Origin of the sequence: Pseudomonas mandelii (genome assembly GCF_900106065.1) — a bacterium.
Taxonomy (GTDB): Bacteria; Pseudomonadota; Gammaproteobacteria; order Pseudomonadales; family Pseudomonadaceae; genus Aquipseudomonas; species Aquipseudomonas mandelii.
Map to the genome: position 1 here is coordinate 5,696,153 of NZ_LT629796.1, position 25,059 is coordinate 5,721,211.

Genomic DNA, 25,059 nt, shown 5'->3' on the forward strand with positions numbered 1-25,059 from the left:
GTCTGCGTGAGTGGACGACGTTATGAAATGACCTACCTTGAGGTATGCACTCATGAACATCGACAAGGCAATCTCCGGCCGGCGCTCCACGCGTGAATACACGACAGAAGCCGTTGATGAAAATGTCATTCGTCGTTTGATCAATGCCGCTGCCCAGGCGCCCAGCGCGGTCAACCAACAACCGTGGACGTTCACGGTGATCCGAGACCAAGCAGTGCTGGATCGGATCTCGCGGGAAGCAAAGGCCTACATGCTCAAGACGATGCCCGCTGGCCCCCATTCCGCGCACTTCCATTCGTTACTCAATGACGAAAACTTTCACATCTTCTACCACGCGCCAGTACTCATCCTTATTTCGGGGAACGCGCCAGGTCAGTGGATCGTCGAAGACTGCGCATTGGCTGCCGAAAACCTGATGCTCGCTGCGTACGCTGACGGGCTGGGTACCTGCTGGATCGGTTTCGCCCAACGTTTTCTTGATACGCCACAGGGGAAGCATGCACTGGGCCTTCCTGCCGAGTGGACGCCAGTGGCGCCCATTATCGTTGGCCATCCGAAATCGGCGCCTGCACCGGTCTCGCACAAGGCGCCGGAGATTCGCTGGGTCGGCTGATCGCAAAACACGCACAGCATGTGCCTCACCGGCATTTAGCGCTGAACTCGGCTACCGTGGCGAGCTTGCATATTGCCGCTTTCGTAAAATCGTCACTGCTTGAGGAATCGCGCGGGAAAAAGCCCGACCTGTTAGTCAAGGACGTGCAATACGAATCAACGCTCTTATCAGGCCTTGGGATTGGTATGGATCACACCGGAACTGCGCGAAGATCGCGGTGAAGTCGAGGCGGCACTGACAGGTCGTTTACCGAGGCTGATTGAGTTGAGCGACCTCAAAGGTGACTTGCATGCTCATACCCGTGACTCGGATGGAGGCAATAGCCTGGAAGAGATGGCATTTGCGGCGCAGCACGCCGGACTGGAATACCTGGCGATTACCGACCACTCCCGGTCCCTTAGGGTGGCCCATGGCCTGGACATTGATCGATTGTTGAAGCAAATCGACCAGATCGATGCGCTCAACGCCCGCTTGCAGGGCATGACCTTGCTCAAGGGCGTTGAGGTCGACATTCTCGAAGACGGTCGCCTGGATCTGCCAGATGACATTCTGGGGCGCCTGGACCTGGTGGTGGGCGCCGTCCACAGTCATTTCGGCTTGACGCTGCATCAACAAACCCAACGCCTGCTCAGGGCCATGGATCATCGCTACTTCAGCGTACTGGCACATCCCCTATGTCGGTTGATCAATGAACGCGCGCCCCTGAACATGGACCTGCCTGCAATCATCAAGGCAGCCTCTGAGCGTGGTTGCTGCCTGGAACTCAACTCGCAGCCCCAGCGCATGGATCTGTTTGACCTTCAGTGCCAATACGCCAAGGATCAAGGCGTGCTCATCAGCATCAATTCGGACGCCCATCGCGCCGCGGATTTTTCCTGTTTGCGCTACGGCGTCGCTCAGGCGCGTCGAGCCTGGCTGGAAAAACACGATGTGCTCAATACCCGTTCGCTGACCTCACTCAAGAAGTTTTTACGCGATGGCGGTGGCGGTCGACCTCAAAGCGCACAAAACTGATGTCAGGCCGTTGAGCGCCTTGTTGTCCGGGGCAGCCCCACGATCGGCACCTCATTTGAGCTCAAACGATCACCGTCGGCGGGTTGACCGGGGTGCCGGTGCTTTACAGCACTTGTCGGCGAGCCATCGAATCCTTCAGGGGATTAGGCGCGGGGCGGATCGACCTTGCTGATTGGCTGGCTCTGTCAGGCGCAGGGCATCGAGCGCCGTGACCCATTCTTCGTTGGTGGCTTCGACCACCACCTTGACTCGGCTGGCCGGGGTCGAGATCACTGAGGCATTGGCCCGGTTCGCCGTTTCGTTCAGTTCGACGCCCAGATACTGCAGGCCAGCGCACATACGAGAGCGAATCGCCGCGTTGTGTTCGCCAATACCTGCCGTGAACACCAGCATGTCCAGACCACCCAGTGCCGCGACAAGGGCACCGGCTTCGTGGATGAACCGGCGCAGGTACAACGCAAGGGCCATGGCCGCGCGAGGCTCAGTGGCTTCGACTTTGAGCAGTTCGCGCGGGTCGCTGGAAATGCCGGAAACTCCCAGCAGGCCAGACTCGTGATACAGAATATGGCTGACCCGCTCCAGGCTCAGCTTCCAGATTTCCATCAGGAAAATCACCGCGCCAGGGTCCAGCGCCCCGCAGCGGGAGCCCATCATCAAACCGTCCAGCGCTGAGAAACCCATGGTGGTGGCAACGCTTTTCAAGTCCCGCATACCGCACAGGCTGGCACCGCTGCCCAGGTGCGCGACCAGCGTCCGGCCGCGCGCCTGATCGCCATAACGTTCGGCGAGCGCAATGGATTGATAGCAATAGGAAAGTCCGTGAAACCCGTAACGACGCAAGCCGCTTTCCCAGGCCGACCAAGGCAGTGGCAGGATTTTCTCCACGTCTGGCAGGGTCTGGTGGAAGGCGGTATCGAAACACACCACTTGTGGCAGGTCGGGGTGGGTTTGCAGCAGCGTTTCGATGGCCTCCAGTGCGAAGGGCTGATGCAGAGGGGCTAGCGGGATGTAGCTTTTAAGGTCGGCCAGCACCTGCGTGTCGATCAATACCGGTTTCGAGTATTTAATCCCTCCATGCACGACGCGGTGGGCGATGGCCCTGATCGAACGGCCTACCAGTTGAGTTCGCAACCGCTCACGAATATACCCAAGGGCATCGTGATAAGGATGTTTTGCATCGAGGGTCAGTGGCTGATCGTCGCCGCCGTTTTCGCTGACCACCGAGTTTGGCCCCGTGATGCCGTCGACCTTTGCGCGCCACAGTGGTGTGCGAGCCAAAGGGCTGCAGGTGGCGTCGAACAGGGCGAACTTGATGCTCGACGACCCCGCATTGAGGACCAGGATCACTTCACCGTTATCCGTGTCGTTCATGGCGGGGTGACCCGATAGTGATGGGCGACCAGCGCGGCGATGGCGCAGGACGCGATGCGCGATTCAACGGAGTCGGCGCGGCTGGTCAGGACAATCGGCACTTTGGCGCCAAGCACGATACCCGCGCTGGAGGCACCGCCCAGGTATTCCAGTTGCTTGACGAGCATATTGCCGCTTTCCAGATCAGGCACGACGAGAATGTCGGCTTTACCGGAAACAGCTGAGTGAATGCCCTTGATACGCGCCGCCGCCAGGGAGATGGCGTTGTCGAACGCCAGCGGCCCGTCAAGGACCGCGCCAGTGATCTGGCCGCGATCAGCCATTTTGCACAGCGCTGCGGCATCAAGGGTGGCGGGCATGTTGGCATTCACCGTTTCCACGGCAGCGAGAATCGCCACGTGGGGATTACTGACGCCGAGGATATGTGCCAGATCGATGGCGTTACGCACGATGTCCACTTTGTCGACCAACGCCGGCGCGATATTGATCGCTGCATCGGTGATGATGAAGGGGCGCGGATAAAAAGGCGTCTGCATCACGAAGCAGTGGGTGATGCGCCGCTTGGTACGCAGTAGCGCCGACGACGGCACCACGGCGGACATCAATTCGTCGGTGTGAAGGCTACCTTTCATCAACGCTTCGACTAGACCATCACGGGCCATTTGCGCACCGCGCAGGGCGGCAGCATGGCTGTGGGGCACGTATTCAATGGTGAGACCGCAAAGGTCGTGGCCGCCCTTGGCCGCCAAGGCTTCTAGTTTGCCTCTTGGGCCAATCAGGACCGGGTCGATCAACCCAGCATCGCGGGCATCAAGGGCCGCCTCGAAACTCACCTCGTCGCATGGATGTACCACCGCAACGCGGATCGGTTCCAGCGTCTGGCAGGCTTGCAACAAACGATTCAGACCGTCGGCGCTGTGGCGCAGTTCTATACCCGGCAGGCTGGCTCGATGCACATCGATATGCTCGCCGGCCGCGTGGACCAGGGATTCACCTTCCAGCACGACCACGCCTTCCTGATTGATGCCGGTACAGGCCAGCGTGAGCAGATACCGCGCTACGTCGCGAGCAGTAACCGTCACCGAGACCGTCAGTGTGTCACCGATGCGTACCGGGGCAAGGAACTTGAGGGTTTGCCCCAAGGGCACCGAACCGGGCCCTGGCAACTGCGTACCAATCAACGCCGAAATCAACGCTCCCCCCCACATGCCATGGGCGAAAACAGTGTTGAAGTGGGTGGTGGCAGCAAATTCCGGATCGACGTACAGCGGGTTCACATCGCCCGAGACCAGTGCGAACAGCTGAATGTCTTGAGCTGTCAGGGTGCGCTCCAGAGAGGCGGACTCGCCGATGACGATTTCCTCGAACGATCGATTATGCAGTCGCTCCAGATCGTCGGCGTTTACAGGAACAGAACGGGTCATGGGTTTGATCCTGAATAGGATGGCGGACGGCTCGGCTACATCATTCAACGCTCAATCGGCGCAGGTGACCAGAGCTGGCAGCCATTGCAGACGGTGAGGTCTTGGTAGCGGCGGTACTTCTCGTCCAGCTACGCCCTCTGCATACATCAAAAAGCGGGCTGATACTCCCGGCTATTGCTGCTCAAAGGGCGCTCATTGATCTAAATCAACACACGCAGACGGCATCAAGCCATAAAGCTCTATATCAAGTAGAAGCGGCCGACAAAGTCTCCCCCCATCAAATGGAGAAATATCGTGATGCATTCACATATCCGCTGGTTCAAAGAGCTGGGTATCAACGATGTATCGCTGGTCGGTGGCAAGAACGCCTCGCTGGGTGAGATGTACCAGAACCTCACGACTGAGGGTGTATGCATCCCCAACGGTTTTGCCATCACCGTTGAGGCGTATCGTTATGTGCTTGATCACAATGGCGCCTGGCAGCCTCTGCATGCGGCACTTGACGGACTCGACCCCGACAACATCAAGGATTTGCAGGCGCGGGGGAAAAAGGCGAGGGCGATCGTATATGGCTGTTCATTGCCGGAAGATCTAAAGACGGCGATTTTGCAAAGTTATGCCCAACTCAAACAGGAATACGGCGAAAACATTTCATTGGCGGTGCGGTCCTCGGCGACCGCCGAGGATTCGCCGCAGGCCTCATTTGCCGGGCAGAACGATACCTATCTCAACATCGCCACTGACGGTGATCTGCTCGATGCCTACAAACGTTGCCTGGCGTCCAACTTTACCGACCGCTCCATCCACTACAAATACGACAATGGCTTTGATTACTACAAGGTCTATCTCGCCGTCGTGGTCATGAAGATGGTGCGTAGCGATATAGGGGCCAGTGGCGTGATGTTTTCGCTGGACACGGAAACAGGCTTCAGGGATGTCGTCTTCATCAATGCCGCGCTGGGGCTCGGCGAGAATGTCGTGCAGGGCACGATAGACCCCGACAGTTTCTATGTGCACAAACCCAGCTTTCTGCAGGGTTATCGTGCTGTCTTGAAGCGCAGCCTGGGTAGCAAAGCAAAGAAGATGATTTTTGCCGGCGAGCTCAATACCGGCACTATCGCGGTGGAATACACCAAGAATATTGATACGCCCGGCGAAGAACGAACCCGCTTCTGCATCTCTGATGCGGATGTGATGGTGCTGGCCGACTATGCCATCAAGGTTGAAAACCACTATTCGGGCAAAGCCGGTTTTTACAAACCCATGGATATGGAATGGGCCAAAGACGGCATCGATGGCCGGTTATATATAGTGCAGGCGCGACCGGAAACGGTGGAGTCGCAAAAGAAAGGCAACGTGCTTGAGATTTACCATCTCAAGCAAAGATCGACAGTGCTGCTTAAGGGCAGGGCGGTCGGCACCAGAATTGGCGCCGGCAAGGCGCGTGTCATCAACGATGCCAAGCATCTCAGTGATTTTCAACCGGGCGAGGTGCTGGTCTCAGATACCACGGCACCCGACTGGGAACCTGTCATGAAAACTGCCGCGGCTATCGTGACGAGCAGGGGCGGACGTACTTGTCACGCCGCCATCGTCTCGCGTGAACTGGGCATTCCCGCCATCGTGGGAACCGCAAACGCGGCAGACAAAATAGAAACCGGCACACCGATCACCATTAGCTGCGCCGAAGGCGAAACCGGAAATGTCTATGAAGGCATTCTGGGTTTTGACATTCAGCACACCGATCTCAGCGAGCTGGGACATCCAAAAACAAAGATTATGATGAACCTGGGCAATCCTGATCAGGCCTTTAGTCTTGCCTCGCTACCGGTGGATGGCATTGGTCTGGCGCGTATGGAATTCATTATTAATGAATACATCAAGGTGCATCCGATGGCGCTCGTACACCCGGAAAAGGTGGATGACGCAACACGTGAAAAAATCGCGGCCTTGAGCATTGCTTACAATGATCCTGCAGATTTTTTCGTCAAGACCTTGGCCGAAGGCGTGGCCACAATTGCGGCGGCGGTGTATCCAAAACCCTGCGTAGTGCGCATGAGCGACTTCAAAAGCAACGAATACGCGACCCTGCTGGGCGGTCAGTATTTCGAGCCGGAAGAAGACAACCCAATGATCGGTTTTCGTGGGGCGTCCCGTTATACCCATAGTGCCTATGCCGAAGGTTTTGCGCTGGAATGCGCGGCAATGAAGCGGGTGCGCGACGAGATAGGCCTGACTAACGTCAAGTTGATGATCCCTTTTTGCCGCAGAGTGGAGGAGGGCGAAAAGGTATTGGCAGCGATGGCCAGCCATGGCCTCAAGCGCGGAGAAAACGGACTGGAGGTCTACGTCATGTGCGAGATCCCCAACAACGTCATCCTGATCGACGCCTTCGCCAAACTGTTCGACGGATTCTCCATCGGCTCCAATGACTTGACCCAGCTGACGCTCGGCGTGGATCGCGATTCGGAAATCGTCGCCTTCGATTTCGATGAACGCGATCCGGGGGTTAAACAGATGATTCGCCTGGCGGTGGAGGGAGCAAAACGTAACGGCCGCCACTCCGGTATTTGCGGACAGGCGCCGTCTGACTATCCCGAGATGGCTGAATTTCTGGTGGAAATTGGCATCGACTCGATAAGCCTGAATCCGGATGCAGTGCTCGCCACCACTCGGCATGTTCTGGCGGTGGAAAAGCGCCTGTCACTTAATCGCACACCGTAAAACCGTTGCCTCATGGCACGCCTGATCAAGATCCGCAAAACTGCCGATTACATTGAGGTATCGACGTGTTCGCCTTCTTGCCACGTGAGTTGCCAGAGCAACTCTGCGCACTGACCGAACTCGCGCTTAACCTGCGCTGGACCTGGAATCATGCACTCGACGACCTGTGGAAATCGATTGACCCAGAACTTTGGGTGCGTACCCATAATCCGTGGATGATTCTGCAGAATGCTTCGCAGCAGCGTCTTGACGAACTCTGCCGAGATCCTGACTTCTCGCAGAAACTGGCGCACGCCATCGCAGAGCACCGGCGTTATCTCGACGACTCAGGCTGGTATGCACAGCAGCAAGGGGCCAGGGATTCGGCGCGGATCGCCTATTTCAGCATGGAGTACGGTTTGAGTGAGGCCTTTCCGCTCTACGCCGGCGGACTCGGTGTGCTTGCAGGAGATTATCTGAAGACGGCGAGCGACATGGGCGTTCCGATACTTGGGGTGGGTTTGCTCTATCAGGAAGGCTATTTTCGGCAATACATCGACGCGCAAGGCAGGCAGCATGAGGCCTATCCTTACAACGACGCCACCAGCCTGCCGATTCAGCCAACGATCGGAAATGACGGCGCCTGGCTGAAAATCGTGCTGCAACTTCCCGGTCGCACTTTGTATTTGCGTATATGGCAGGCCATTGTCGGACGTACGCGCCTGTATCTGCTGGATAGTAACGATCTGCGCAATGGGCCCGCCGACCGCGGTATCACCTCTAAGTTGTATGGCGGCGGCTCGGAAATGCGTTTGCTCCAGGAAGTGGTGCTCGGCATTGGTGGCTGGGCGGTACTCGACGCACTGGGTATCGACGTTGACGTGTGCCACCTTAACGAAGGTCACGCCGCACTGCTTGTGCTGGAACGTGCCCGTCGCTTTATGCACAAGATGGGTACATCGTTCTGGGAAGCATGGTGGGCAACGCGTGCAGGTAACGTATTCACAACGCATACGCCAGTGGCTGTGGGTTTCGACTTATTTCCACCCTCGCTCATTTACAAGTACGCGCGTGAGTATCTCGAAGACTGTCGCATTTCATTGCGCGAGCTGCTTGCGTTGGGCCGGCGTGATCCGGCGGACGACGATGAGCCGTTCAACATGGCTTTTCTGGCATTGCGTGGGTGCGCCCAGTGCAATGCCGTGAGTCGTTTGCATGGCGAGGTCAGCCGTCAATTGTTCAGTGATCTTTATCCACGCTGGCCGCTTCAAGAGATACCTGTGGGGCACATTACCAACGGCGTCCATGTGCCATCCTGGGATTCGGTGTGGTCCGATCACCTATGGACTAGCACCTGTGGCAAGGAACGTTGGCTCGGCACGGTGGAGTCTCTCTCAGGGACGGTCTCCCACAGTGATGACAGGGCCTTGTGGACGATGGCCGCCGAGCAACGCCGCGATCTGGTGCATTACACGCGTCACCGTTTGGCATGGCACCTTGGACAGCGTGGCGAGTCACCTCAGCGGGTCGAAGAAGCCGCGCAGGTGCTCGATCCCAATTGCCTTACGCTCGGCTTCGCGCGGCGATTCACCGACTATAAGCGACCGAATTTGTTGCTGCATGACCCGGAGCGCCTGAGCCGCCTGCTAACCGATGAGCATCGACCCGTCCAACTGATCATCGCCGGTAAAGCCCATCCCAGTGACGAGCAGGGCAAGCAGCTGATCCAGGCATGGATGGAGTTTGTTCATCGTCCAAATCTGCGAAGGCATGTCGTGTTCCTGGAGGATTACGACATTGAACAGGCCCAACATCTGGTGCAAGGCGTCGATGTCTGGATCAATACACCGCGACGACCATGGGAAGCCTGTGGCACCAGTGGGATGAAGGTTCTGGTCAATGGCGGACTTAACCTGTCCCAACTGGACGGTTGGTGGGCGGAGGCGTACCAGCCCACCTGCGGTTGGGCAATCGGCGACGACGCCCCCAGCGACGATGTAGCCGACGCCGAGTGCTTGTACCGCCTGCTCGAAGAAGAAGTAGTGCCCACCTTTTACACACGCGACACGCAGGGAATTCCACGAGACTGGGTGCAACGCATGCGCGCCAGCATGTCGCAACTGGGGCCGCAATTCAGTAGCAATCGCATGCTGCTCGAATACCTGGGTTGTTGTTACCAACCGGCGATCCAGGCGTTCCGACGCCGTAGCAAGGATAAGGCTGAACTCGCACGTGGGCTTCATGCCTGGCACAAGGCGGTTGCCTTGGGATGGGACAACATACATTTCGGCACGGTCGATGCGAAACACGACGGCGAGTGGCTGTACATCAGCGTGCCGGTCTATCTGGGGGAGATCGCACCGGAGTGGGTAAGGGTGGAACTCTATGCCGCCCCGTGCGATGGACACCCGGCAGAATGCCTGCCGATGAACGCTGTCGGCCCCATACCCGGCGCCATCCAAGGCTATATCTTTTCCACCTCGGTCGCTGCCACGCGGCCCGTGGATGGCTACACCCCTCGGGTACGCGCCTGGCACTCAGACGCCTTTCTGCCAGCGGAAAATGCACTTATTGCGTGGCAACGTTGACGCTGGCTCGCCTTCACCTGACAGGTCTCAACGTATTACCCGGAAGGCTTTTATTAACGCTCGGGAACGCACCAGGTCAGTGACTCGTCGATGACTGTTCATTGCCTGCCAAGTGGACGCCGGTGGCGCTCATTATCATTGACTAACCACCTGGACACCCTCTGGTAGCTTCGACTGCATCATTTCTCTTCTATCCAGTTTGCGTCCGTCCACGACAAAGGAACCATCACCCACTGAATGAAGGGTTCGTGTCTCTTTGCGTGACTCATCGATGTAGGCGGCGAGGCCTTCGAGGACAACAATGTTGTGTTTCTCGATGATATCGACAACCTTGCATTCGATATTGGCCAGGCATTCCTTAATCAAGGGTGACCTGACATGTTTGCCTTTCACGGGCGTCAATCCGAAGGTTGCAAACTTGTCTGTGTCGGCACCAGAACAGGTTCCCACACCAATAACGCAATCGATCAAATCGACAGTGGGGATTGAAATGACGCACTCCTTGGTTTTCAGAAGCGCGGCGTACGAATAGTTCCAGGGCCCGGTGGTGATGGCAAAAATCGGCGTGAAGCCCATCACCATGGTCCACGAGATGGTCATAATGTTGTTCTTGCGGCCATCATTTGTGGTGACGAAGACCACCGGGCCTGGCTCCATCAGTGTGAATGCTGTGTTGATTTTCATCTTTTTCAACGTCAGGCACTCCCCATTGTCTTTGATCGGCCTCTTCATCTGCTCAAACGGTATCGAATGCTCCACTTTCAGCCAGCAAGGTGGCTATCAGGGCGGTGCTGTCGATTACGTGCACGTGCTGCGTCACGCACTCGGGGGATAGGCGAAATGGAGGCACGCTGTCAGAGATCGCAATGTGCTCGAAAAGCGGCTTGTCGAACAGATGGCTGCCCGCCGTGAACAAACCATGGGTCGCCGCGGCAAACAATCGGCTGGCTCCACCCTTTTGACAGGCAAGGCCCGCATGCTTCAGCGTTTCACCGGTACTGATCAGATCGTCGAAAACAATGGCTGTCTTACCCGATACGTCGCCCACCAACAGGGCGCCTGTCAGCGTCGCGTGAGCACGGTGCTTTTCCATCAGCGCACTGCCCACTGAGCGTCCCAGATGTCGTTCGAGGGCCTGACGAAACTGTTCGGCGCGCTTGGCACCACCGGAATCCGGGGACACCGCCACCACGTCGGCGTCGCCGACGAACCTGGCGAAATGCTCGGCGAATAATTCTGTGCACTGCACGTTCCACGTTGGAATGCGAAAGGCATTGTCGAACGCGGCCGGATTATGCACCTCCAGGGCAACCAGACGATCAACGTGGCAGGCTTCAATCATGGCCGCCAGGTAGCGGGTGATCGTGGGGTCTTGAGGTTGGCTGCGACGATCTTTTCGTCCATAGCAGAGGTAGGGTGTTACGACCTGCACATGGCGAGCGCCGGCATCCTTGAGTGCTCCGCAAAAGAACAACAGGCGACACAACTTATCGTTAGCGCTCTGCCGGTCATCCCCATACAAAGCATGGAACACCACGACCTCGCGACCGTTAACCGACGCCAGCGGTCGGCATTTATGTTCGCCATCTTCATAGTCGCGCTCTTCATGCAGGGCCAGTTGGCAGCCAAGCCGCTGCGCGACGCGTGTTGCATAGTGCTCACTGCCTTGCAGGGCAAAAAGAAGCGGGCGGTCGGTGAGCATGCATTGGCTCCTTTGAGGCTTATCGAACAGTTGCGCCATCATCGGGCAGCACCATGACGCAACACTTCAATGCAGAACTCCATTTCGTAGGGCGGGACGTTGCATTCGACGATGTCATGGGCGGCAACTTGCAGGTGCACGCCGACAATGTCGGCACGGATCGGTTGCTGGCAAACATGCCGGTCAACCAATACCGCAGTGTAGACCCGACGAGCGCCCAGCTGCGCCAAATAGGCACAGGTGCGCAGAAGGGAGTGGCCTTCAAAAAGCACATCGTCGACAACAAGCAGGGTGGTATTGGCAAGGTCCAGCTCGCCCAGAAGTGGGTTCTCAGTCAATTCCGTCTGTGCATGCAGGACCTTGAGGTCATCGGCATAACGCTTGACCTTCAGGGGGTAAAGCGGCAGTTCTGGCTGGCCGGTCTGACGCGAAAGATGCTGCTGTAAGCGCTGTGCCAGCGGCTCGCCGCGACGCTGGATGCCAATCAGTGCCGATTGAGCGGGCGGCAACAATATCGCCGCTTGGCGAGCCATCGCCTGCAGCACGCCATCGAGTTCATCGCTGTCGTACAAGCGCAAACGCTGACTCGCAAGTTGGGTCGACATTGTCGTCTCCTGTCGAAAGCCGGTGCGGTGGGGGCATCACACCATCAAGGAACCGGCAAGCATCAAAGTCCTGAGCACAGCAAAAATGCCGTCCCATTTTGCCAACGTAATCCTGCTCGGCCCGGCCCTGTTGATATTGATCAAGTACGGTGAAATGAAAGCCCGATCCATGACCCGCATTGGTCCAATGAACGGCGTTACGCGGGGATTTGATATAAATCAACGCCAGGGCGACATCAACAGAGGACGCTGAATCAACGCGGGTGCCTGATCCGGCGCAGGCGTTACGACTAGTCTCAGCAATGGGGCAGCGATGGACGTCGAGTCCCCCTGTATGGAGTCAGATCATGAGCCAATATCAACGCTTGTTACTCATCATCAACCCGGCCCTGCGCCATTCCCCAGCGATAAACCATGCGGCCGCTCTGGCCAAGGCCAGCGGCGCGAGCTTGCATATTGCTGCGCTTGTAAAGCCGTTGGAGATACTGTCACTGCTTGACGAAGGCGTGCAGGAAAAAGCCCGGGAAAGCTACCTTCAGGACCATCGCGACTGGCTGAAAAACCAGGCAACCAATCTCAATGCGCTGGGGCTCAAAGTGACGACAGAGGTGATGTGGGCCGACGACATGAAGCAAGACATTCTTGATCACGTCACGGAAATGCAGCCCGACCTGCTGATCAAAGAAGTGCAGCACGAATCAGCGCTCAAACGCGCGTTCTTCACCCCGCTGGATTGGCATTTGTTGCGCCACTGCCCGATACCAGTCTATCTGGTGGGCGGCGGTGGTCATGCCTTGCCGCGCAAGGTCGTGGCGGCGGTTGACGCGTCGGATACGGCGCCTGCGGACAGCGAGCTGAACGAGCGGATCATTCAGCAAGCCACCAATCTGGCGTTGCAGTGCGATGCCGAGCTGCACCTGCTGTATGCCTGCGATCTTTCAGGGGTCTATCTGGCAGACATGGGGGGGCTGGCGCTTCCAGACATCACCAAAGAGTTGCGCACCACCGAGGAACAATCGTTCAGCAAATTGGCCGGTCGGTACGGCGTCCCCTCTGACCGTCGGCATTTTGTTCTCGGACATCCGGTCGCGGCGTTGAGCGATTTTGCCAACGAGCAGCAGGTGGATGTGATCGTGATGGGCCGAGTCCAGTACCACGGCCTGGAGAAGCTGCTGGGCAGCACGACCGAACATATTCTGTACCAGGTGCCTTGCAGTGTTCTGGCAGTCTAGCCGGACAAGGCCATGGTGTAACGAAACGACAGGCGTCATCGCCTGAGGAGGTTTTTCATGAGTCAAAGCCCCTCATTACAAACCACATTGGAGGACCGGGCAGAAGCCGGTCGACGTCTGGTGGAACCGTTGCTCAAATACGCCCATCGACCCGATGTCATCGTCCTCGCCTTGCCCCGTGGCGGCGTTCCGGTTGCCTATGAAGTGGTCAAGGCCCTGGACGTGCGCCTGGACCTGATGCTGGTGCGCAAACTGGGCGTGCCGTCCAACCCCGAGTTCGCCATGGGTGCCATCGCCAGTGGCGGTATCCAGATCCGAAATGAAGAAGCGCTGCGGGCTCACCCGATTTCCCCGGCCGCATTCGACGCCGTGGTCGCGCGTGAAACACGGGAATTGCAGCGGCGGGAGCACCTGTACCGGGGCGCCCGGCCACCCTTGCAGCTCAAGGGGCAGGTGGTGATTCTGGTGGATGACGGCCTGGCGACGGGCGCCTCGATGATGGCGGCGATCCGCGCGGTGCGTATGCAGGCACCTGCTCGTATCGTCGTTGCCGTACCGGTTGCGCCGCGGGAAACGGTGGACACGCTGAGCTTCGAAGTCGATGAGGTGATCTGCCCACTCATACCTGAATGGATGATGTCGATCGGGTATTGGTACTTGAGTTTCCCCCAGACCTCGGACGAAGAAGTCATTGATTTGTTGCAACGGGCCTGGCAGCGAGAAGCCGCCACCGATTCCGCCTCGCGGGAACCTTTCGATGATTAAGCCTCAATCTCGACAGCTGGAATTGCGTGAGGTTGAGTTATCGGCCGATCTGCGTCTGCCGCTGCAGACTGACGGTCTGGTGATCTTCGTGCACGGTAGCGGCAGTGGCCGTCTGAGCCCACGCAATCAGTTTGTCGCAGAGTCCTTGGCCAAGCGGGGGCTGGCGTCGCTGCTGTTCGACCTGCTCACGGAGCCAGAGCAACGCCTGGACAACCTCACCGGGGAGCTGCGTTTCGATATTGCCTTGCTCGCCAGGCGACTGGTGGACGTCATCGACTGGGTCGGTCGGGACGTGGAGTTGCACTCGCTGCGAATCGGTCTGTTCGGCGCAAGCACCGGTGCTGCGGCGGCGTTGTTGGCGGCGGCCGTGCGCCCGGAGGTGGTGCATGCGGTGGTCAGCCGCGGAGGGCGCACCGACCTGGCGGGGGCGGCATTGTCGCAGGTGAGGGCACCCACTCTGCAAATCGTAGGTGCCCAGGACCCGGTGGTGCTCGAACTGAATGATCAAAGCAGTCAGGCCTTGCGGTGTGAGCAGCAGCTGGAAATTGTGGCGGGCGCGACTCATCTTTTCGAAGAACCTGGAGCCCTTGAAGAAGTCGCCAGACTCGCTGGCGACTGGTTCGAGAAGTATTTGCACGACCCCGCCTGACAACGCCTGATCGGCCTCACACGCCAAACGGATAGGTTTCGTCTTCCGGTTCGAGTCTCTGGCTTTTCGGTAGCGCCAGTGCTGTCACGGGTTGGGTCTGTTCAATCCAGATCATGGCGTCGAACTGTTCGGCCAGCGTCGCTTCGAAGTAGTGACTGCCACGCTCGGTTTCAGGGCGGTAAATCACCCCGATGGCCCGTTCCAGCAACGGTTTGGACAGCACACGGCGCAGCGCTTTGCGCGTTGGGTCTCGCCAGTCGGTCAATGACGCCGGCACACCCGCCTTGAGAAACTGGTGCTCCCAACTGTCCGGGCGAGAGGGCCGGATGTCCTTGATGAGCATGTCGCCGTCCCAGTCATCGGCTGCGGCCACCTGGCCACGGTCGGTGCTCATGCCGATCAGTACGGCATCGCGCCCATAAGCACTGCGGCACAGCTGACCGATGTTGAACTGACCCTTCCAGCCCATTTCCGTCGCAGCCGCGTTGCCGATATGAGAATTGTGCGCCCAGACCACGGCTTTGGCTTGTGGACCCCGGTGCTCAAGCAGTGCCCGAAGTGTGTCGAACATGTGCCGGTCACGCAGGTTCCACGAGGCGGTCGACCCTCGATAAATCGCACGGTAATACTGTTCCGCCGCCTGCACCACCCGAGCGTTTTGCGCCGCATTGAAGAAGGCCTCGTCGTTCTGGATAAGCCCGGCCAGTTGTTCGGCCAGCATGGCGTCGAGCTGTTCAATCACCGGTTGCTCACAAGGCATCAAGCCGGCACGTTCGACGAAGTGACCATACAACGCGGGATCATCCTGCCAAGGGGTCAGACAGCCATAGCGCCGCCGGGCCTCGTGGGCCAGCTGTGGGTCGACCCGGTCCAGATAACTCAGCACCTCATGGATGGAGTTGCGCAAGCTGTAGACGTCCAGCCCGCGGAACTCGACGCGACGTTCAGTGGCGAGGGTGTGGTTGTAGAGATGCAGCCAGTGGGCGAATGCTCTCACGTCGGTGTTGCGCCACATCCAGGTCGGGAATCGGCTGAAGATGTGACGTTTCCACGCCGAGTGTGCCAACCCCCGGACATACTGGTCGACATGGCCGGCGTCCGGCCAGTCGGCTTCAACGGCCACAATGTTGAACCCGTGTTGCTCAATCAGCCTTTGGGTGATCGCTGCCCGGGTTCGATAAAAATCACTGGTGCCATGACTGGCCTCACCAATCATCACCACGCGCGCATCCGCATAGCGATCGAACATTTCACCAAAGGCGGATGAGTCCAGCGCCGGCAGAGGCTCAGCGTATTGGCGCAGAAGCGGTGCGATGGCAGCCTGGTCAATGTGCCGAGGTGAGCCATACAGGTTATCCAGCATGTCTTGGGAGGGTGTGTTCATGACCGTCGTCCCCGTAAGGGTGGGTTACCGCCAGCGGTATTGCGCTTGCGCACAACCGCCGGAGATCGATCCGCAGGTCCTCGACACATTGTGTTTAAACGCAAACTTTTGTGTCGATTCATCACCTGTTTGATTATTCCTACGCCTTGCTCCAGATGAACAATTGAGTTTCGTCAATAAAGGGTGCAAAGGCTTGAGAGAAGGTGTCGGGGGCCAGATTCCTCGCCTGGCGGGTCAATAGGCCGCTTATATGAGTCGCCGGATCAAGGTGCTTCAACAGACCCGTTGTTTTACAGGTACAGGCAGTGAATCACCTGACGGGTATCGTAGGGATCGTCGCGCGTCTCGAAGCCCAGTGATCTGGCCAGGTCGCGCATCGGGGCATTGCTGGAGGCGTCGAGCGCATACATCTGGTGAAAACCGTTCTTGCGCGCGGCCGTGATCAAATGTTCCAGCAATAGCGTACCCAAACCCAGACGCTTCCATTGATCGGCGACTGTCACCGTACATTCACACTTGTATTCGCCCGTGGCGACATACCGGCTGACGCCGATCTCGATCAATTGGCCATTTTCGTGGACCAGTGCGATGTATGCCAGGCACTGCTTGTTGCCGGGTTCGTTGCTCTGCATGAGAAAGCGCATGTGCCGGGACTCAGGGCACAGATGTTTGATGAAGCGGTACTCTCGCTCGCGGTCTTTTTCCGTCAGTTGCCGGATCAACACGTGACGACCATCCTTGAGCGCTTCGATCCAGTATTTCCCAGTGACTTTGGAATAGGCTTCAGAGGCCCGATCATTATGGTCTTTGACAGTGAGCATGATGCGATCCTCCAGCCGTCTTCATAGGTTGGCGCGCAGTGGCAAATCTCGCGATTCACTTCTTTCTACTCCGCTGACTGCGCCTGAATATGATCTGGATCAGATCTCTTGTGACAGTGCACTCAATTGCCTGGATTTGATGTAAATCAAACAGGCATAGGGCGCAACGAGCGCAGTCTTTGAACATGGCCACGCTATGGGCCGGTGTATAGACGAGGTGTGTCATGGCCCACTATCAACGCTTGCTGCTGATCGCCAACCCAAACCTCAAAGAGGCCCCAGCCTTGCTGCGTGCCATCGCCCTGGCCAGGGCCAGTGGAGCCATGCTGGATGTACGAGCCTTTATCGAACCGGCGGCCATGGCGCATGTGTGGGAAGAGAACAGAGACGAGGAGGGGGACCAGCGATATCAGCGCCATTATCTCCACTGGAGGGACCAGACACTTCAGGGGCTCAATGCACAGGGATTGGACGTGAACGTGCAAGTTGTCTTCACCTGCGAACCACTGCTCGACATCGTGAAGTGTGTAGAAGAGCTCAAGCCCGACCTGGTCATCAAGGATGTCACGGTGGACCCGGTACTTGGACGGGTGTTCGTCACACCTCTGGATTACCATTTGCTGCGCGGGTGTCCCGTTGCGTTGCACCTGGTCAACCAGGTCCATGATGAGTTGCCTCATCAGATCGTCGCCGCTGTGGACCTGTTTGATACGGTCACACAAATCCGTGATGTGAACGATGCCATTATTCAGGCAGCTCATACGCTGGCCGTGCAATGCGACGCATCGCTGCACCTGCTTTACGCCTATGACTTATCGCCTGCATTCAATGGCGATACGCCGCTGATCACCGGCTGCTGGAATGTGGCCTTCATGGATGAGTTGCGAGCGTCCCTTCATCAGGCCTTCAACACCCTGGCTGAGCGCTATGGCATTGCTCCAGAGCGCCGGCATTTTTTCATGGGGCTGCCGATGCCGGTGATCAGTGCATTTGTCGATGATTACCAGGCTGACGTCGTGGTGATGGGCACCTTGCATCGGGTGGGTACTAATCGATTCATCGGCAGCACTATGGAGCGCGCGCTGTATTCGTTGCAGGGCAGCATTCTGGCGGTCAGACAATCAGACTCGTTCGTGGAAGAGAAGATGTGATCGCAGCGTTAACGCACGCCTTGCTTCAGCCTTTTGCACTGTCTAGTCCTGAAACAGGTTTACACCTGGTTCGTCCGGGCACAACCGCGACTTCTGTTGTGTCCAGCGCTGAAATTGCGGCGCGCCGGGGACACGAAAGACATTCGAGTCCTAAGCTATACCTCGATGAGCGACAGCTGTTTTACAGCGAGGCCTGCAAATCGCTTTTGAGGAACTCACTTCGATGCTCAGTAAGTGGCTGGACCCTGTTCTGTTGCTGCTCACCGCACTGACGCTGCTGGCCGGCGGCATTGCGTATGTTGCGCAAGCACCTGATTGGGCATCGAGGTGCTGGGCCGCCGGAAGTCTGGTGATGGCTGCGGTACTGCTCCTTGAAATCGTCAGGCGCCTGGCCCGGCGCGAGGCCGGTGTCGACCTGATCGCGCTGCTGTCGATCACTGCCGCCCTGGTCTTTGATCAGACACTGGTGGCAGCGGTGATTGCGTTAATGCTGGCGACCGGACGGACCCTGGAGTTTTTCACCAAGCAACGCGCCGACCGTGAGCTTCGTGCGCTCATCGACCGGGCGCCACGTTTTGCCTGGCTGCAGGAGGAGGGCGGCTTACGCGAGATCCCCGTTGAGCAGGTCCAGCTGAATCAGACATTGCTGGTGCGGCTGGGGGAGGTGATACCGGTCGACGGTCGGTTGCTAAGTCCTGCGGCCATTCTGGACGAATCGGCGCTCAGCGGTGAGTCGTTGCCCGTCACCCGTCGAGAAGGAGAGCAACTGCCCAGCGGCGTTTCCAATGTCGGTGCCCCCATCCTGATAATCGCCACGCGAACGGCCGCGCAGAGTACCTATGCCGGCATAGTGCGGCTGGCCGAGGAGGCACGTCGTTCACGCGCACCTTTCGTGCGCCTGGCCGACCGCTATGCATTGTTCTTCATCCCGCTGACGTTGCTGATTGCCGGATTGGCCTGGCAATTGAGTGGTGATCCTTTGCGAGCGCTGGCGGTACTGGTGGTGGCCACACCTTGCCCTTTGATTCTGGCCGTACCGATTGCCATCATGTCGGGGATTTCCAGGGCAGCGCGGCGCGGGATACTGATCAAGGACGGCGTGACCCTGGAAGCGTTGGCCGGAGTCAAGCAGGTGTTCCTCGACAAGACCGGCACGCTGACCAGCGGCCATGCCCGTCTGCAGTCGATAGAGGTCAACGGACTGGTCGATCCGCAGCGCCTGCTTGGCCTGGCCGCTTCGCTGGCGCAGGCCTCGACGCACCCTGTCTCCCAGGCCATCGTTGAGGCGGCGCATCAGCGTCAATTGCCTCTGAGCGTCCCACAGGAAGTAGAAGAAAGCCCCGGCTCTGGACTTTGTGGGCAAGTCGATGGCGTGCAGGTGCGTTTCGGCTCGTTGTCTTTCGCTCACAAAGACGCCCCTGAAACTGACTGGGTCGCCGCCATGCTGCGCCACATGGATTACCTGGCGTGCAGTGGAAGCTTCATCGATGTGGATGGGCAACTCGCGGGCCTGCTGGTTTTCTCGGACAAGGTTCGGCGCGAAACGCCACAGACTCTGCATCGACTGCGTAATCGGGGCATCGAAAAGATAGTCATGCTCACCGGGGATCGCCTGGAAACCGCCGAGATGATTGCGCTATCTGCCGGGATTGACGAGCTGCGTGCCGGGTTGACCCCTGAGGATAAAGTGCGTGCTGTACAGGAAGGTTGCCTGCGCACCAGCACACTGATGGTCGGTGATGGCATCAACGATGCCCCGGCCCTGGCGGCGGCCACCGTCGGCGTAGCCATGGGGGCCAGCGGTGCCACTGCTTCTGCACAAGCCGCAGGTGTTGTGTTGCTGGTGGATCGGCTGGATCGTCTGGTCGAGGCGCTGGACATTGCCCGACGCACCCGCTACATCGCCCGTCAGGGTGTGCTGGTCGGCATGGGGATGTCGTTGCTGGCCATGGCGGTGGCGGCCCTCGGTTACCTGCCGCCGCTGATTGGCGCCGTGGTGCAGGAGGGTATCGACGTGGTGATTATCCTTAACGCCTTGCGGGCACTGGGGCCGTTGTGGGTGCTGAGGAAACGAAAGCTTGCCGCAGAACATATCGATCGCCTGCAAGATGAACACCAGCAACTCTCCACCGTACTGAGCGATCTGCATCAACTGGCCAATGACTTCGCCCGGCGTCCACTGGCGCAAGCACAGACCGACCTGGTGCAACTGGTCGACAAGCTGCAAACATCACTGGCGCAGCATGAACACGAAGATGAAAACATACTGTACCCGCTGCTGACGCGAAGCATGCCGGGCGAGGACCCGATGTCGGCTATGAGCCACGCTCACCGGGAGATTTTTCGCCTTATCCATTTACTGACGCGCATGAGTAACGACTTCAGTTCCGACCCCGCAACGGCATCTGCTGATGAGATCCAGCATCAGTTGATTCGTCTGGATACCCTCGTGCGACTGCACTTTGATCAGGAGGAGGAACTGTTTCGTTATCTGGATTGGCGCTAGAAGATCAAGTCGCGCGCGTTAGGACTACGACGTGATCGGTCACTACGCGCGCCCGGCCCGGCGTCCGTTGCACCGCATAACCGTCACTGGTTGAACAGCATCACCCCTGTGGGAGCGAGCCTGCTCGCGAAGACGGAGTGTCAGTCAATGCATGTGTTTTCTGACACACCGCATTCGCGAGCAGGCTCGCTCCCACAGGGGATATTCATTGTCGGTATGACCGAGTTCCGGCTGTCGACCCCGGCAAACTCAGCTTCCCGGTGTCCACGAAGCGCACCGTTCCAAACAAGCCGCCCGCCAGTTTGCCGCGTAACACGTAGGGAAGATTATTCAGTGTCTGCGTCTGGCTCAGCCCCAACGTCTGGCGTAACACCGAGAACGCCGAAACGCTCACCGGCACGCTCAGCACGGTTTCGGAAAAGCGTGCAATCGAGCCCGACTGATCGCTGACGCCGGACGCCAGTGGCTGGCCATTGACTTCCAGATCCAGCGCCACGCCGTTGTAGTCGATCGGCGTTTCGTTGGGGTTCTGTACCCGGATCTTCACGGCAAAGCGCACTTCCATATCCTGGCTTTGCAGCGGCTCGATGCCGACCACGTTGATGTTCAACGGATCGCGATGGGGGAAGAGGGCGCAGGCGCTCAGGGAGAGCAACAGCAGAGAAAGGATGACGGCGTGGACGCTGCGCATGTAGACGCTCTCATAAATAAAAGGGCTGAGCCGCCACGGGCTCAGACCTCGAGCTTTCTAGCGGTTCAACTGTGCGACTGCCGCAGGCCGTGGGGGTTCACCCTTGGCCGGGACATCGGGGTTTTCCATGACCTGCAAGATCGACGCTTCCGGATCGAAATCGTCCTCTTCCAGCTCGATGAATTCCTCGGGCAGGAAGATGTTCAGCACGATAGCGCACAACGCCCCGACGGTGATCGGTGATTCGAAGATGTTGTGCAGCGCCTTGGGCAGCTCGCGCAGCACTTCGGGCACCGCTGCGACCCCCAGGCCCATGCCGATGGAAATCGCCACGATCAGCATGTTGCGCCGATGCAGACCGGCCTCGGCGAGGATCTTGATGCCGGCCACCGCCACGGTGCCGAACATCACCAGTTCCGCGCCGCCGAGCACCGGTTTGGGCATCAATTGCAGCACCGCGCCAATCATCGGGAACAGCCCCAGCAACACCAGCAGGCCGGCGATGAAGAACGCCACGTAACGGCTGGCCACGCCGGTGAGCTGGATCACTCCGTTGTTTTGCGCGAAGGTCACCATCGGCATGCTGTTGAACACCGCCGCCATGGCCGAGTTCAGGCCGTCAGCCAGCAGGCCGGACTTGATCCGGCGGATGTAAATCGGACCCTTGACCGGTTGCCGGGAAATCATCGAGTTGGCGGTCAGGTCACCGGCGGCTTCCAGCGGCGACACCAGGAAAATCACCGCCACCGGCACAAACGCCACCCAGTCAAAATTGAAGCCGTACTTGAACGGCACCGGCACGCTCATCAGCGGCACGTCGGGCAGGCTGGCGAAATTGACGTCGCCCATCAGCCAGGCCACGACGTAACCGAGGGTCAGGCCAATGACAATCGCCCCCAGGCGCAGGAACGGCACATCGACCCGGTTCAGCACCACGATCGTGCCGAGCACCAACGCCGCCAACCCCAGATGACTGGCCGCGCCAAGGTCCGCCGCGCCAAAGCCGCCGGCGATGTCGGTCATCGCGACCTTGATCAGCGAAAGCCCCATCAGGGTAATGATGGTGCCGGTCACCACGGGTGTGATCAGCATCCGCAGCTTGCCGATGAACTGGCTCAACACCACTTCGATAAATGCCGCGAAAAAGCACACGCCGAAAATCGTCGAGAGGATTTCATCGGTGCCGCCACCCCGGGCCTTGACCATGAACCCGGCGCTGAGAATCACGCTGATGAACGAGAAACTGGTGCCTTGCAGGCACAACAGGCCGGAACCGATCGGGCCGAACCGACGCGCCTGAACAAAGGTGCCCAGGCCCGAGACAAACAGCGCCATGCTGATCAGGTACGGCACTTCGCTTTGCAGGCCCAGAGCACCGCCCATGATCAGGGTGGGCGTGATGATGCCGACAAAACTCGCCAGCACATGCTGCAAGGCGGCGAAGACCGTGGCGGTGAGGTGTGGGCGGTCGTTGAGGCCGTAGATCAGGTCGGAACGGGGCTGGGGTTTTGCGTGTTCGGAAGAGGTCACGAGGAAAGCGCCAGGGGCCAGGTCAAAAAATGGAGGCGCAGGATGCCAGCAGCGGGCACCGAGGGCAAACGATACACACGGAGCTGTGGCGAGGGAGCTTGCTCCCGTTGGGCTGCGTAGCGGCCCCCGGCATTCCTTCAACCACACCTTGTGTGCAGATCTTGCGACGTCTGCGCCGCCGAACGGGAGCAAGCTCCCTCGCCACAGGTCCGTGCGTGTTCATTCAAACGCGGCGAGCAGGTCTTCTTCAAAGGCTTTCTGCGCATCCCCCGGCACCTGGGCACGATGGCGCGCCAGATGAAACGCCACATCAAAACTCAGGTCATCCCGGCGCACGGCGCGCAGCAAACCTTTGTCTTCCCAGCTGCGGGCAAAATGTTCAGGCAAATAGCCGACATGCTTGCCGGACAGGATGAAGGCGAGGGTGCCTTCGACCTGCTCGGACCGTGCCGAACATAATTTGCCTTGAAACGGCTCGTCACTGCGCAGAAAACGATAGGGATGATCGACCCGGTCGCACGCCTGCAACGCCAGATCGTCCGGCGCGTCGTCGGTGAACAACGGATGACCCGGGGCGCAGTACAGGTGCTGGGTTTCGCTGAACAGTTCGCGGTAGTCAAACGCGCTTTGCACTTGGGAGAAATAGCCGATCGCCAGGTCCAGCCGTTGTTGCAGCAACAGGCGTTCCATTTCACCGGGCATGGCGCTCATCAACTCGATGCGCACCGATTCGTCCCGTTCACGAAAGCGACGGATGGCATCGGCGACTTTTTGCAGCACCGATTGATCAAGCGCTTCGGACAAACCCAGGCGCACTTCGCCGATCAACCGACCCGCCACACCGTTGGATTGATGACGGAACGCTTCGATGGACTCAAACAGCCCGCGCGTCGCGCTCAGCAACTGTTCGCCCTTGGGCGTGACCCGGAATCCACCCTTGCCGCGACTGCACAAACGATAGCCGAGCCGGGTTTCGAGTCTGGCCATTTGCTGGCTGATGCTCGACTGGCTCAACCCCAGTTCACCTTGCGCTGCGCTGAACCCGCCGCATTCCACCACGCGGACAAACAGGCGCAGCAGTTGCAGGTCGAGGTCGTGGAGTTGACCGAGCATCAAACATTACTCCGCAATAAAGTCAGGTTAACAAACTTGGTATTTCGCCAATGTATCCGAGGGCGCACGCTGCAACCACTTCCTCTGGTCAGGTGTTCGTCATGGCTCCCGTATTCAAACTGGGTTTACCCGCGCTCTTTCTCGCCATGGCCGCGTCGGCCCAGGCAGAGGAAAAAACCCTCAACCTCTACAGTTGGGCCGATTACGTGCCGCCTGAAACCCTGCAGCATTTCGAAAAGGAAACCGGCATTCATGTGCGTTACGACACGTTCGATTCTTCGGAAGTGCTGGAAACCAAACTGCTCACCGGCGGCAGCGGTTATGACGTGGTGGTGCCGTCCTCCAGCGTGCTGGCCCGTGGTCTGGCGGCCGGTGCGCTGAAGGAGATTCCCCACGAAGGGCTCAAGGGCTACGCCAACCTCGACCCGGACCTGCTGGAAAAACTGGCGGCTGTCGACCCCGGCAATCGTTATGGCGTGCCGTATACCTGGGGCACGCTGGGGCTGGGGATGAACGTCGAGGCGGTGCAAAAACGCTTGCCCGGTGTGCCGCTCAACAGCCTCGATCTGCTGTTCAAACCGCAATACGCCGGCAAGCTGAAGGATTGCGGCATTGCGATTCTCGATTCGCCCCAGGAAGTGATTGGCCTGGCGTTGCACTATCTCGGTAAAGATCCCTACAGCACCGACAAGGCAGATCTGACCGCCGCCGAGGCGTTGTTGCATCAGTTGCAGCCCAATGTGCTGTACGTCGCCACCGGGCGGCAGATCAGCGATCTGGCCAATGGCAGCGTGTGCCTGGCCTTGACCTATAACGGCGACGCCAGCATGGCCGCCGACCAGGCGCGCAAGGCCAACAAACCGTTCGAGGTGGCCTACCGGATTCCGAAGGAAGGCACGCTGGTCTGGCAGGACAACCTGGCGATACCCAAGGACGCGCCGCACCCCGAAGCGGCTCGGGCATTCATTGAATTCATGTTGCGCCCCGAGTCCGTCGCGGCGCTGACCAACACGCTGTTCTTTGCCACGGCCAACCGTGCAGCGACGCCACTGGTGGACGAAGCCGTGCGGACCGACCCGGACATCTACCCCCTGGCCGACACCCGCGAACGGCTGTACGCCGACCGCAGCATGAGCCTCAAGGACATGCGCTCGCGCACTCGCCTGTGGACCACTTTCCGTAGCCGCCAATAAATAA

At 58.8% G+C, this 25,059-nt stretch carries 20 protein-coding genes; 10 read left to right on the top strand and 10 right to left on the bottom strand.

Going from position 1 to position 25,059, the window contains the following annotated elements; translation table 11 throughout:
• The first annotated feature begins 52 nt into the window (after window positions 1-52).
• Window positions 53-613 carry a nitroreductase family protein gene (locus BLU63_RS26490; protein WP_083376660.1) on the top strand — a complete coding sequence of 187 codons (561 nt, stop codon included), beginning with the start codon at window positions 53-55 and terminating at the stop codon, window positions 611-613.
• A 180-nt stretch (window positions 614-793) separates the two neighbouring features.
• Complete coding sequence (locus BLU63_RS26495) at window positions 794-1,627, top strand: PHP domain-containing protein (protein ID WP_231990914.1); 834 nt, start codon at window positions 794-796, stop codon at window positions 1,625-1,627.
• 135 nt (window positions 1,628-1,762) lie between these two features.
• Here BLU63_RS26495 and BLU63_RS26500 read toward each other — a convergent pair whose 3' ends face one another.
• Window positions 1,763-2,998: an acetate/propionate family kinase gene (locus BLU63_RS26500; RefSeq protein ID WP_083376661.1), complete on the bottom strand. Its 1,236-nt coding sequence runs from the start codon at window positions 2,996-2,998 to the stop codon at window positions 1,763-1,765.
• Window positions 2,995-4,422 (bottom strand): bifunctional enoyl-CoA hydratase/phosphate acetyltransferase, encoded by a 1,428-nt coding sequence (locus BLU63_RS26505; RefSeq protein ID WP_083376662.1) that lies wholly within the window; start codon window positions 4,420-4,422, stop codon window positions 2,995-2,997. Before BLU63_RS26505 ends, BLU63_RS26500 begins: the two co-directional genes overlap by 4 nt.
• 297 nt (window positions 4,423-4,719) lie before the next feature.
• Here BLU63_RS26505 and ppsA point away from each other — a divergent pair, with 297 nt between their 5' ends.
• Both ppsA and glgP read left to right on the top strand, forming a co-directional pair.
• A complete protein-coding gene (ppsA, locus tag BLU63_RS26510) occupies window positions 4,720-7,146 on the top strand; it encodes a phosphoenolpyruvate synthase (protein ID WP_083376663.1) in 2,427 nt (808 codons plus the stop codon).
• Window positions 7,147-7,211: 65 nt separating this feature from the next.
• The gene (gene glgP, locus BLU63_RS26515; protein ID WP_083376664.1) at window positions 7,212-9,713 is read left to right on the top strand and encodes an alpha-glucan family phosphorylase; all 2,502 of its coding nucleotides are present in this window, start codon (window positions 7,212-7,214) and stop codon (window positions 9,711-9,713) included.
• A 135-nt stretch (window positions 9,714-9,848) separates the two neighbouring features.
• Here glgP and BLU63_RS26520 read toward each other — a convergent pair whose 3' ends face one another.
• The 3 genes from BLU63_RS26520 to BLU63_RS26530 are packed head-to-tail and all read right to left on the bottom strand — an operon-like array spanning window position 9,849 to window position 12,020.
• Window positions 9,849-10,397 carry a flavin reductase family protein gene (locus tag BLU63_RS26520; protein WP_197678990.1) on the bottom strand — a complete coding sequence of 183 codons (549 nt, stop codon included), beginning with the start codon at window positions 10,395-10,397 and terminating at the stop codon, window positions 9,849-9,851.
• Window positions 10,398-10,449: 52 nt separating this feature from the next.
• Window positions 10,450-11,415 (bottom strand): ribose-phosphate diphosphokinase, encoded by a 966-nt coding sequence (locus BLU63_RS26525; RefSeq protein ID WP_083376665.1) that lies wholly within the window; start codon window positions 11,413-11,415, stop codon window positions 10,450-10,452.
• A gap of 38 nt (window positions 11,416-11,453) precedes the next feature.
• Window positions 11,454-12,020: a phosphoribosyltransferase family protein gene (locus BLU63_RS26530; protein WP_083376666.1), complete on the bottom strand. Its 567-nt coding sequence runs from the start codon at window positions 12,018-12,020 to the stop codon at window positions 11,454-11,456.
• A 347-nt stretch (window positions 12,021-12,367) separates the two neighbouring features.
• Between BLU63_RS26530 and BLU63_RS26535 the strand changes: the two genes are divergently transcribed.
• Genes BLU63_RS26535 through BLU63_RS26545 form a run of 3 tightly spaced genes read left to right on the top strand, consistent with a single transcriptional unit; the run spans window position 12,368 to window position 14,666 of the window.
• Complete coding sequence (locus BLU63_RS26535) at window positions 12,368-13,252, top strand: universal stress protein (RefSeq protein ID WP_083376667.1); 885 nt, start codon at window positions 12,368-12,370, stop codon at window positions 13,250-13,252.
• A 57-nt stretch (window positions 13,253-13,309) separates the two neighbouring features.
• Entirely contained in the window at window positions 13,310-14,017 is a 708-nt protein-coding gene (locus BLU63_RS26540) for a phosphoribosyltransferase (protein WP_083376668.1), read from the top strand.
• A complete protein-coding gene (locus tag BLU63_RS26545) occupies window positions 14,010-14,666 on the top strand; it encodes a dienelactone hydrolase family protein (protein WP_083376669.1) in 657 nt (218 codons plus the stop codon). The genes BLU63_RS26540 and BLU63_RS26545 overlap by 8 nt, the downstream gene beginning before the upstream one ends.
• A 16-nt stretch (window positions 14,667-14,682) precedes the next feature.
• On the opposite strand, the gene BLU63_RS26550 is transcribed toward BLU63_RS26545, so the two are convergent.
• Both BLU63_RS26550 and BLU63_RS26555 read right to left on the bottom strand, forming a co-directional pair.
• On the bottom strand, window positions 14,683-16,050 hold the full coding sequence (locus BLU63_RS26550) for an erythromycin esterase family protein (protein WP_077747783.1): 1,368 nt from the start codon (window positions 16,048-16,050) through the stop codon (window positions 14,683-14,685).
• A gap of 290 nt (window positions 16,051-16,340) precedes the next feature.
• Complete coding sequence (locus BLU63_RS26555; protein ID WP_083376670.1) at window positions 16,341-16,871, bottom strand: GNAT family N-acetyltransferase; 531 nt, start codon at window positions 16,869-16,871, stop codon at window positions 16,341-16,343.
• Window positions 16,872-17,095: 224 nt separating this feature from the next.
• On the opposite strand from BLU63_RS26555, the gene BLU63_RS26560 reads away from it, so the two are divergent.
• Window positions 17,096-18,022 carry a universal stress protein gene (locus BLU63_RS26560; protein WP_083376671.1) on the top strand — a complete coding sequence of 309 codons (927 nt, stop codon included), beginning with the start codon at window positions 17,096-17,098 and terminating at the stop codon, window positions 18,020-18,022.
• Window positions 18,023-18,245: 223 nt separating this feature from the next.
• Window positions 18,246-20,528 (top strand): heavy metal translocating P-type ATPase, encoded by a 2,283-nt coding sequence (locus BLU63_RS26565; RefSeq protein ID WP_083376672.1) that lies wholly within the window; start codon window positions 18,246-18,248, stop codon window positions 20,526-20,528.
• A 205-nt stretch (window positions 20,529-20,733) separates the two neighbouring features.
• Here BLU63_RS26565 and BLU63_RS26570 read toward each other — a convergent pair whose 3' ends face one another.
• The 3 genes from BLU63_RS26570 to BLU63_RS26580 all read right to left on the bottom strand — a co-directional run bounded on the left by BLU63_RS26570 (window position 20,734) and on the right by BLU63_RS26580 (window position 23,862).
• A complete protein-coding gene (locus tag BLU63_RS26570; RefSeq protein ID WP_010460595.1) occupies window positions 20,734-21,219 on the bottom strand; it encodes an LEA type 2 family protein in 486 nt (161 codons plus the stop codon).
• A 57-nt stretch (window positions 21,220-21,276) separates the two neighbouring features.
• Entirely contained in the window at window positions 21,277-22,749 is a 1,473-nt protein-coding gene (locus BLU63_RS26575; protein ID WP_083376673.1) for a nucleobase:cation symporter-2 family protein, read from the bottom strand.
• Between the two features lie 219 nt (window positions 22,750-22,968).
• The gene (locus BLU63_RS26580; RefSeq protein WP_010460591.1) at window positions 22,969-23,862 is read right to left on the bottom strand and encodes a LysR family transcriptional regulator; all 894 of its coding nucleotides are present in this window, start codon (window positions 23,860-23,862) and stop codon (window positions 22,969-22,971) included.
• Window positions 23,863-23,963: 101 nt separating this feature from the next.
• Here BLU63_RS26580 and BLU63_RS26585 point away from each other — a divergent pair, with 101 nt between their 5' ends.
• On the top strand, window positions 23,964-25,055 hold the full coding sequence (locus BLU63_RS26585) for a polyamine ABC transporter substrate-binding protein (RefSeq protein ID WP_083376674.1): 1,092 nt from the start codon (window positions 23,964-23,966) through the stop codon (window positions 25,053-25,055).
• Window positions 25,056-25,059 lie beyond the last annotated feature (4 nt).

Bases quoted from the DNA above. Each gene is read 5' to 3' on its own strand.
- BLU63_RS26565 (WP_083376672.1), top strand. From the start codon at position 18,246: ATGCTCAGTAAGTGGCTGGACCCTGTTCTGTTGCTGCTCACCGCACTG.
- BLU63_RS26560 (WP_083376671.1), top strand. From the start codon at position 17,096: ATGGCCCACTATCAACGCTTGCTGCTGATCGCCAACCCAAACCTCAAA.
- BLU63_RS26525 (WP_083376665.1), bottom strand. From the start codon at position 11,415: ATGCTCACCGACCGCCCGCTTCTTTTTGCCCTGCAAGGCAGTGAGCAC.
- BLU63_RS26550 (WP_077747783.1), bottom strand. From the start codon at position 16,050: ATGAACACACCCTCCCAAGACATGCTGGATAACCTGTATGGCTCACCT.
- BLU63_RS26570 (WP_010460595.1), bottom strand. From the start codon at position 21,219: ATGCGCAGCGTCCACGCCGTCATCCTTTCTCTGCTGTTGCTCTCCCTG.
- ppsA (WP_083376663.1), top strand. From the start codon at position 4,720: ATGCATTCACATATCCGCTGGTTCAAAGAGCTGGGTATCAACGATGTA.
- BLU63_RS26580 (WP_010460591.1), bottom strand. From the start codon at position 23,862: ATGCTCGGTCAACTCCACGACCTCGACCTGCAACTGCTGCGCCTGTTT.
- BLU63_RS26555 (WP_083376670.1), bottom strand. From the start codon at position 16,871: ATGCTCACTGTCAAAGACCATAATGATCGGGCCTCTGAAGCCTATTCC.
- BLU63_RS26530 (WP_083376666.1), bottom strand. From the start codon at position 12,020: ATGTCGACCCAACTTGCGAGTCAGCGTTTGCGCTTGTACGACAGCGAT.
- BLU63_RS26520 (WP_197678990.1), bottom strand. From the start codon at position 10,397: ATGAAAATCAACACAGCATTCACACTGATGGAGCCAGGCCCGGTGGTC.
- BLU63_RS26505 (WP_083376662.1), bottom strand. From the start codon at position 4,422: ATGACCCGTTCTGTTCCTGTAAACGCCGACGATCTGGAGCGACTGCAT.
- BLU63_RS26535 (WP_083376667.1), top strand. From the start codon at position 12,368: ATGAGCCAATATCAACGCTTGTTACTCATCATCAACCCGGCCCTGCGC.
- BLU63_RS26540 (WP_083376668.1), top strand. From the start codon at position 13,310: ATGAGTCAAAGCCCCTCATTACAAACCACATTGGAGGACCGGGCAGAA.
- BLU63_RS26500 (WP_083376661.1), bottom strand. From the start codon at position 2,998: ATGAACGACACGGATAACGGTGAAGTGATCCTGGTCCTCAATGCGGGG.
- BLU63_RS26585 (WP_083376674.1), top strand. From the start codon at position 23,964: ATGGCTCCCGTATTCAAACTGGGTTTACCCGCGCTCTTTCTCGCCATG.
- BLU63_RS26490 (WP_083376660.1), top strand. From the start codon at position 53: ATGAACATCGACAAGGCAATCTCCGGCCGGCGCTCCACGCGTGAATAC.
- BLU63_RS26545 (WP_083376669.1), top strand. From the start codon at position 14,010: ATGATTAAGCCTCAATCTCGACAGCTGGAATTGCGTGAGGTTGAGTTA.